Annotated in this window: 11 protein-coding genes; 8 read left to right on the top strand and 3 right to left on the bottom strand. The window is 69.8% G+C overall.

The genetic code is table 11. The annotated features are described in order from the left end of the window. Positions 1 to 166: 166 nt before the first annotated feature. The 3 genes from AC1DXV_RS28470 to AC1DXV_RS28460 form a co-directional block, all read right to left on the bottom strand. A complete protein-coding gene (locus AC1DXV_RS28470; RefSeq protein ID WP_477936761.1) occupies positions 167 to 1,258 on the bottom strand; it encodes a hypothetical protein in 1,092 nt (363 codons plus the stop codon). 94 nt (positions 1,259 to 1,352) lie between these two features. Continuing rightward, positions 1,353 to 2,327, bottom strand: a complete 975-nt coding sequence (locus tag AC1DXV_RS28465; RefSeq protein WP_477936759.1) for a DUF2145 domain-containing protein — start codon at positions 2,325 to 2,327, stop codon at positions 1,353 to 1,355. Further along, positions 2,296 to 2,778 carry a hypothetical protein gene (locus tag AC1DXV_RS28460; protein WP_477936757.1) on the bottom strand — a complete coding sequence of 161 codons (483 nt, stop codon included), beginning with the start codon at positions 2,776 to 2,778 and terminating at the stop codon, positions 2,296 to 2,298. The genes AC1DXV_RS28465 and AC1DXV_RS28460 overlap by 32 nt, the downstream gene beginning before the upstream one ends. Positions 2,779 to 2,839: 61 nt before the next feature. Between AC1DXV_RS28460 and AC1DXV_RS28455 the strand changes: the two genes are divergently transcribed. The 8 genes from AC1DXV_RS28455 to AC1DXV_RS28420 all read left to right on the top strand — a co-directional run. Further along, positions 2,840 to 3,478 (top strand): TetR/AcrR family transcriptional regulator, encoded by a 639-nt coding sequence (locus AC1DXV_RS28455; RefSeq protein WP_477872152.1) that lies wholly within the window; start codon positions 2,840 to 2,842, stop codon positions 3,476 to 3,478. Positions 3,479 to 3,582: 104 nt separating this feature from the next. After that, positions 3,583 to 3,984, top strand: a complete 402-nt coding sequence (locus AC1DXV_RS28450; RefSeq protein WP_477872150.1) for a VOC family protein — start codon at positions 3,583 to 3,585, stop codon at positions 3,982 to 3,984. 196 nt (positions 3,985 to 4,180) lie between these two features. Beyond that, a complete protein-coding gene (locus AC1DXV_RS28445; RefSeq protein WP_477936755.1) occupies positions 4,181 to 5,242 on the top strand; it encodes a GlxA family transcriptional regulator in 1,062 nt (353 codons plus the stop codon). Then, entirely contained in the window at positions 5,239 to 5,616 is a 378-nt protein-coding gene (locus tag AC1DXV_RS28440; RefSeq protein ID WP_477936753.1) for a hypothetical protein, read from the top strand. Before AC1DXV_RS28445 ends, AC1DXV_RS28440 begins: the two co-directional genes overlap by 4 nt. Before the next feature lie 15 nt (positions 5,617 to 5,631). Then, on the top strand, positions 5,632 to 6,318 hold the full coding sequence (locus AC1DXV_RS28435; protein WP_477936751.1) for a biliverdin-producing heme oxygenase: 687 nt from the start codon (positions 5,632 to 5,634) through the stop codon (positions 6,316 to 6,318). A gap of 68 nt (positions 6,319 to 6,386) precedes the next feature. After that, positions 6,387 to 6,713: an ArsR/SmtB family transcription factor gene (locus AC1DXV_RS28430; protein WP_477872848.1), complete on the top strand. Its 327-nt coding sequence runs from the start codon at positions 6,387 to 6,389 to the stop codon at positions 6,711 to 6,713. Between the two features lie 20 nt (positions 6,714 to 6,733). Further along, positions 6,734 to 7,225 carry an ArsI/CadI family heavy metal resistance metalloenzyme gene (locus AC1DXV_RS28425; protein ID WP_477872850.1) on the top strand — a complete coding sequence of 164 codons (492 nt, stop codon included), beginning with the start codon at positions 6,734 to 6,736 and terminating at the stop codon, positions 7,223 to 7,225. A gap of 16 nt (positions 7,226 to 7,241) precedes the next feature. Next, positions 7,242 to 7,564: aquaporin (locus AC1DXV_RS28420; RefSeq protein WP_477936749.1), on the top strand; the 323-nt coding region annotated here is incomplete at its 3' end.

The following is a 7,564-nucleotide window of genomic DNA, read 5'->3' as shown; positions in this document are numbered from 1 at the left end:
CTGTTTGACCACAACGAACGAAGTGAGTGGCGGGAGTTTCGGCGACGGGCCATGAAACCAGTCAGCGCAGGGGAGTCATCGCCCCGCCAGGGGCGATGACCGACCCGGCCGGCGCGCCACGACCTCCCCCCACGCGCCTTCCGCGCCACCCCAGCGAACGCAAAAGCTATGAACAGCTGTTGACCAACTTCCCGTACAGCGTGTTGAGGTCCAGCTGCGACGCAAACCCCGCCGGCGCGTGCCCCGAGTAGAAGCCCGTGTCGCGCAGCCCGCTCAGGAACGGATTGCTGAGGTACTGCTGGCTGAAGTTGCCGGTGCCCGTGAAGTAGAACGAGAACAGGTGCGCCGGATCGAGCGCGAACTCGCCGCGGTAGCTCGCGCCGTCGTTGCCGTCGTCCCAACCCCACGGCGTGTTGGCCGAGTTGGTGCTGCAGGTCTTCAGGCCCGAACCGCAGCCACCGCTGGTGTCGCCACGGAACGTGCCCCAGCTCGCGAAGGTCTGCGCCTGCGCGGCCGGCTGCAGCGCGTCGCTCAGCGCGGCGGCGTACAGGCCGTTCGGCTGGTTCAGGTCGACGAGCCGGTAGGCCACATGCCGGTCGTTGCCCGACAGCGGATGGCCCGCGGCGCCGAGCGTCGGGTAGTAGACGACGCCGTCCTGGTTCGCCGCGCCGTTGAAGTTGGACGCATACGGCCAGGCCTTCAGCCCGTGGCCCTTGGCCTCCTGCACCGTCTTCATGCGGCTGACGCCGTTGTCCATCTCGAAAGACACCGTGCCGTCGATGCTCTCCTGGCCGTTGCGGTACGGGCTGCCGGTCGGCGTGAACGAGAAGAAGTCGGTGTGGAACACCGTGATCATCCCTTCCATCGTGCCGAACGGCGTGCCATCCTTGCGCACCGAGATGATCGCGCCCTCGAGGTCGTTCTCGTGCTCCTGGTCGAAGGCCGTGTCCGACCAGTCGCGCGGGTGATAGAACGAATAGCTGATGAACCAGTGCGTGCAGCTCTCGACCACCGAGTAGTACACGGTCGCGGGCCACTGGCCGTTGCCGCGGTTGTCCCAGTTGTTGGTCGTGATGCGGTCGTTGTCGTAGTCGTACGCGGTGATGTATTCGGACGGGTAGTCGCTCGAATCGGTGTCCTGGTAGTGCACCGGCGCATGGTGGAACGCGAGTTCCGCCGTCGTCAGCGCCTGGGCACCGATGCTCGCAATCGCCAGGCCGACGCCCGCCGCCAGTGCCGCGATGGTCTTCTTCAGCATGCGCTCTCCCCTCATTGAAGCCACGATTGATGTGGCCGCGAGGGTAAGGAGGCAGGATGTCAGCGCGATGGCAGTGCGGCGAGCTGCCGCGCGCTCAGTCGAACGCCAGCACCTCGTCGCCCGGCGCCGCCTCGCAGCCCGCGCCGAGCGGCTGCCAGCCGCGGCGCACGACGACCTTGCGCTCGTCGTGGCACAGCTCCACCCGTTCGGCCTGCGGCAGCTGCCGGTGCACGAAGGCCTCGACGGCGGCCGGCGTGCTGATGTGCAGCTTCAGCGCGAAGAGGTCGTCGCGCGGATGGTCGTCGACGTGCAGCAGCGGCACGAACTGCGCCGCGAACAGCAGCCCATGCGAGCCGATGTCGACCGGCGCCGGCGCATAGCCCTGCGCCTGCAGCCACTGCTGCGCCTGCTCGCGCGTGACGCTCGCGGCATCGAAGCCGCCCCAGGCGCTGGCGATCAGCTCCATCACCCACTGGTTGCAGTTCTGGTAGCGCGTGCTGAAGGCGTAGGCGTTGGCGCTGTAGCGCGCCGCCAGCAGGTCGAGCGCCAGCCGGCGATCCTGCGAGGCGTGGGCGAGCGACACGCCCTCGGCCGCGGGCAGCAGCACGATCGAGACATGGCCGAGCGACGGCCGGTCGGCACCGAGCAGGAAGCCGGCGACACCCTGGTCGTACAGCCGGGGCCGCGACTCCTCGCAGGCGTAGTAGAGCTGGCGCACCGACCAGGGGCCGCCGGCATCGGCCTTCAGCAGGATGCCGGCATGGGAGTAGCGCAGGCCGAAGCGGCTCAGGTCGAGGCCGGAGCGCGAGATCAGCGCCACGTTGCGGCCCGAAGCGTCGAGCTGCTGCCGCACCAGCGCGGCGAAGCGCAGCAGCTTGTCCTGCTGGCCGGCGTTGATCGCCGAGGGGCGGTCGCAGAACTGTGAACTGGCGGGAGCACCGGCAGACGAACTGGCGGCCTGTGCCGCGCCGACGAGCCCCGCCACCAGCGCGGCGGCCACGACCGCATGGCGGCCGCGCCGGCGCCTCACCGCCGCATCACAGCGTGACGACGCGCGAATCGAGATCACGCCGCCAGTCGTCGGTCAGCACGAGGAAGAAGGCCTCGCGGGTGTCGACGCGCGCGAACTCGAAGCCGTACGGCCGCTGGTTCGCCTGCACCAGGTCGCCGGTGCCCAGCGGGCGCGYGGCCAGCGCCTGGCGCGGCAGCTCGAGGATGAACTCGCGCTCGGCCCCGGCCTCGGTGGCGCGCAGCGTCAGCTGCAGCATCGCGGGGCGGCCGGCGGCTTCCGCCACCTCGGCCACGTCGATCACGCGGTACTGCCCTTCGGCCACTTCCTTGTCGCGCTTGGAGCTGTTGCTCGATCCCTTGATCGAATCGGAGACGCTGCCCGACGAGGCCGAGCCGGCGCTCGATGCCGAGGACGCGAAGCTCTCGGCATGGCCGGGCAGCGTGGTGGCCAGGGCCAGGAGCGACAGCGCAGACAGGCAGGCTGCGCGAACGGTGGTCAGGCGGGTCATGGTCATCCTTGTAGGCTGGGCTCGGCGCAGCATAGCCTACGGCGCGCGAGAATCCACCCCCATGCCCCGCACCCCGTCCCTGACCCCCCGCAAGGCGCCCCGGCAGGCCCGTTCGCAGCGCACCGTCGAGGCGCTGCTCGAGGCCGCGGCGCAGGTGCTCGAAGCGCGCGGCATCGCCGGCTTCAACACGAATGCGGTGGCCGAGCGCGCGGGCGTCGGCATCGGCTCGCTGTACCAATACTTTCCGTCGAAGGAGGCGCTGACGCTCGGGCTGATGCAGCGTGAGGGCGAACGCTTCCACGCCGAGGCCCACGCCGCGCTGCAGCAGGCCGATAGCACCGCGGCCCTGCGCGTGCTGATCGCCGCCGCCGTGGCACAACAGCTGCGCCGGCCCGAACTGGCACGCCTGCTCGACGTGGAGGAGAGCCGCCCGGAGCTGCGCGCCGCGGTGAGCAAGGGGGCGTTCCGCGCGGTCGTCTCCGAGCTGCTGGGCCGCGCCGACCTGCCGCGCCAGCGCGACCACGAACTGGCGGTGTCCGATGTCGGCGCCATCGTGCGCGGCATCGTCGACGGCGCCGGCGAGCGCGGCGAGACCGACGAGGCCGGGCTGCGGCGGCGCGTCGAGGCGGCCGTCTTCGGCTACCTGCGGCTGGCCGCCGACGGCCCCGAAAGCGAGTCGGGCATCGCGGGCCTCCGCTGAGCCCCCCGCGCGGCCAGGGGCCGCGGCCCGGGCGCCGATGCGAGTAGAGCGAATGGCGCCCGCTTCCTACGATGCCTTCCTTTCTCACCACGAGGCATCGCCCCATGAACGACATCACCACCGCGATGAAGCTCAACCACCTGAGCTTCCCTTCGAACGACCTCGCCGCGTCGACGCGCTTCTTCGAGCAGCGGCTCGGCTGCACCAGCACCGCCTACCCCGGCCACAACATCCTGAAGCGGCCGGGCTTCGACATCGTGCTCGAGCAGGCGCAGGGCTTCGAGGTCGACTGGCCGCGCAACTTCCACATCGGCTTCGAGCTGCCGACCGCCGAGGACGTGCGCACGCTGTACACGCGCTTCAAGGCCGACGGCATTGAAATGCAGGTCGACCTGGTCAAGAGCCCGCGCGGCACCCGCTTCTTCTGCGTCGCGCCGGGCGGCCTGCTGGTCGAGATCAACACCCGGGAAGACGCGCCCGAAGCCGTGCGATTGACGATGACTTGACAACCCGCGGGAGAACCCATCCATCGGTTCAGGCCAATACGACCTCCATTCGCGCCAAGGGAGGYCGATGTGCAAAAAATTGCACACTCAGATTCCACACGAGCCGGAGAAGATAGAACCCAGTTACGAACAGCAACAAAGTTGGGACAGGGGGTACAAAAAAATGGAAGCCATCTCGGATGTGCGAAGCATCGCCATGCTCGTGCCGGACGGATCGAGCATCGTCAGCGTGGCCGGTCCGGCCGAAGTCTTCACCGTCGCCAATGCCGTGCTGGCACGCGCCGAGCGGCCACCGGCCTACCGCGTGACCAGCGTCTCGCGGCGCGGCGGCCTGGTCGGCAGCTCGTCGGGGCTGGCGCTGCAGACGGCGCCGCTGGAGACGCTCMCGCCGGCCGGCATCGACACGCTGCTGGTGTGCGGCGGCCCGGAGATCGGGCCCGTGCTGCGCGATGCGGTGCTGATCGACTGGATCGGCCAGGTCGCACCGAAGGCGGGACGCGTCGGCTCGATCGGCACCGGCTCGTTCCTGCTGGCCGCCGCGGGCCTGTTGAATGGCAAGCGCGCGGTCACGCTGGCCGGTCATGGCGACGATTTCAGAACGCGCTATCCGCGCGTGCAGCTGGACGACGACCCGATCTACGTGCAAGCGGGCAAGGTGTGGACGGCCGCCGGCATGACGGCCGGCATCGACATGGCGCTCGCGCTGGTGCGGGCCGACCTGGGCCCGCAGATCGGCCTGGACGTGGCGCGCGAGCTGGTGGTGTTCATGGCGCGCTCGGGGAGCCAGGCGCAGCGCAGCACCTTGCTGAACCTGCAGGAGCGCCTCGCGCAGCGTGGTGCCGACAGCATGCTGACCGACCTGCTCGGCTGGGTCGCGACGCGGCTGAGCCAGCCCACCACCGTGACCGACATGGCCGGGCGCGCCGGCATGAGCCCGCGCAACTTCGCGCGCTTCTTCGTGCGCAGCACCGGGCAGACGCCGGCCAAGGTGGTGGAGCAACTGCGCGTCGAGCGCGCCTGCCACCTGCTGGAGGCCTCGCCGGTGTCGATCAAGGCGATCGCGGCGCAGAGCGGTTTCGTCGACGACGAGCGCATGCGCCGCGCCTTCGTGCGCCAGGTCGGCTGCACGCCGGCCGAGTACCGCGCCCGGCTGGGCGGCTTCGATGCGCCGGGCCGCAAGGCGAACTCGGGGCAGCGCCACCTGCGCCGGGCGCCCCTGCCCGCGCAGGAGGCCCGCTCGCAAGGAGAACCCGCATGATCGAGCTGCTGATCTGGCTGGGCAGTGTGGCGGTGTTCCTTGCGGCCGGCGTGGCCGCCGGCTGGCACCTGGGCCGGGCGCGCGAGATGAAGCGCGTGTCGCAGCGCGTGTCGATCGTGCTGGGGCAGGTGGAGCGCCGGCACAAGAAGGAGCTGGGCCGCTTCCAGGCCGGCTTCGCGAAGCAGGCCCGCGAGCTGAAGGAGGCGCGCGCGAAGCAGCACCTGCGCGAAGCGGCCCACAACCTGGCGCAGGCGCAGGCGCAGGCGCAGGCCCAGGCGCAAGCGCAGGGCCGCTCGTCGGCTCCCAAACAGAAGCAGGCGCCTTCCGAGCACGGCTTCGCAGCCACGCAGCCGATGCAGCACGTCAACCACTGAGCCCCGCGCGCGTCCATGCACAACCCCTACATCGCCCTGCAGTTCCCGACCGTGCCGGCACCGATCGCGCCGCAGCCGTCGCGCAGGACCCTGACGCAGCGGCTCAGCGAGGACGCCGGCTTCCTGCACGACTACCTGCGCGACGGCCTGAACCTGATCGAGCCGTTCAAGACCACCGAGCACTACGCCGGCTTCCTGACGGTGCAGTACCACATGCTGGGCGACGTGCGGCGGCTCTATGCCGATGAAGAGGTCTGGCAGGTCATCCCCGACCCCGGCCTGGCCGATGCGGAGCGCGCGAGCCGCATGGAAGCCGACCTGCACGACCTGGAGGCCTGGCCGCCCCACCCGCGCTCGGCGCCGGCATCGGCGACGCACGGCCTCGGGCTGATGGAGGCGCTCGGCTGGGTGCATGCGAGCGAAGGCCTGATGCTGAGCCTGGACCTGATGGCGCAGGCGCAGAACCTCGGCGAGCACCTCGGCCTGAGCGAGGTGCACGGCGGGCGGCACCTGCTCGCACCGCTGGGCTGCCGCACGCGCGCGTGGCGCAGCCTCGCGCAGGTGCTCGACTCGGCGCGCGTCTCCGAGGAGCAGGGCAGTGCCTTCGTCGCCGGCGCGAGCATCGCGTACCACCGGTTCGACGAGCTGCTGTCGCTGGCGCTGCGGCCACGCACCGACACCGAGCCGGCGACGATGAGCTGATCGCGGGTCGTCGGGCCTCGGTTTTCTTCAATCGAGCAATAGTTTCATATTTCTCGTATAGTAGGTTCATGGAACAAGATGCCGTCATCCGAGCCCTCGCTGCGCTCGCCCACCCACTGCGGCTCGAGGTCTTCCGGGCACTCGTGGTCGCCGGCCCGAGCGGCCTGACGCCCGGCGTGATGAGCGAAGGTCTCGGGACCGTCCCGACGACGCTGTCCTTCCACCTCAAGGAACTGATGAGCGCGGGACTGGTGACGCAGGAGCGCGTCAGCCGGCACCTCGTCTATCGGGCCGCGTACGACCAGATGAACGGCGTCATCGGTTTCCTCACGGAGAACTGCTGCGCAGGCGAGTCCTGCGCGGTGCCACCCGAGTCCGCCCGGTGCGGATGTTGATCCACCCCCAGGAGCCCGCAATGAAGCGATTTCACGTCCATGCCCATGTGCAAGACCTGCAGGCGAGCATCGCCTTCTATTCGAAGATGTTCTCCGCGGAGCCGACCCGTGTCGAGAGCGACTACGCCAAGTGGATGATCGAGGATCCTCGCATCAACTTCGCGATCTCGACGCGGGGCAGTGCACCCGGTGTCGACCACCTCGGCATCCAGGCGGACACCGAGGAAGAACTCGCGGCGCTGAAGTCGAGTGCAGAGGCGGCCGGCATGACGCTGCTCGATGTCGGCGAGACGAGCTGCTGCTATGCGCGCAGCGACAAGTACTGGGTGACCGACCCGCAAGGCATCGCGTGGGAGCAGTTCCGGACGCTGGGCAGCATTCCGGTGTTCAGCGAGAAACCGCGGGTCGAGGCGTCCAAAGCGTCCGAGGCAGCCGCATGCTGCGCGAGCGCCGCTCCGCGTGGAAAGCCGGTGGGCATTCCCGTCACCGCTGCGCCTTCGGCGTGCTGCTGATTTGGCTGCCCGYGAGATGAGAAGCCTGCCCCGGCGCGCGCTGGTCGAGTTCATCGGGACCGGCCTGCTGCTGACCGTCGTGATCGGCTCCGGCGTCATGGCGGAGCGACTGGCCGGTGGCAATGCCGCGCTGGCCTTGCTCGCCAACGCGCTGGCGACCGTCGGCGGCCTGTACGTGCTGATCGTGGTGTTCGCTCCGGCAAGCGGCGCGCACTTCAATCCCTCGGTGTCGCTGGCGATGGCCGCCCTCGGGCGGTTGCCCCGGCGCGACCTCATCGCCTACAGCTGCGCGCAGCTGCTGGGTGCGATTGCCGGGGCCTGGCTCGCTCACGCGATGTT

Source organism: Rhizobacter sp. P3_C12 (assembly GCF_056402735.1).
This window is presented reverse-complemented; position numbering and strand designations above follow the sequence as displayed.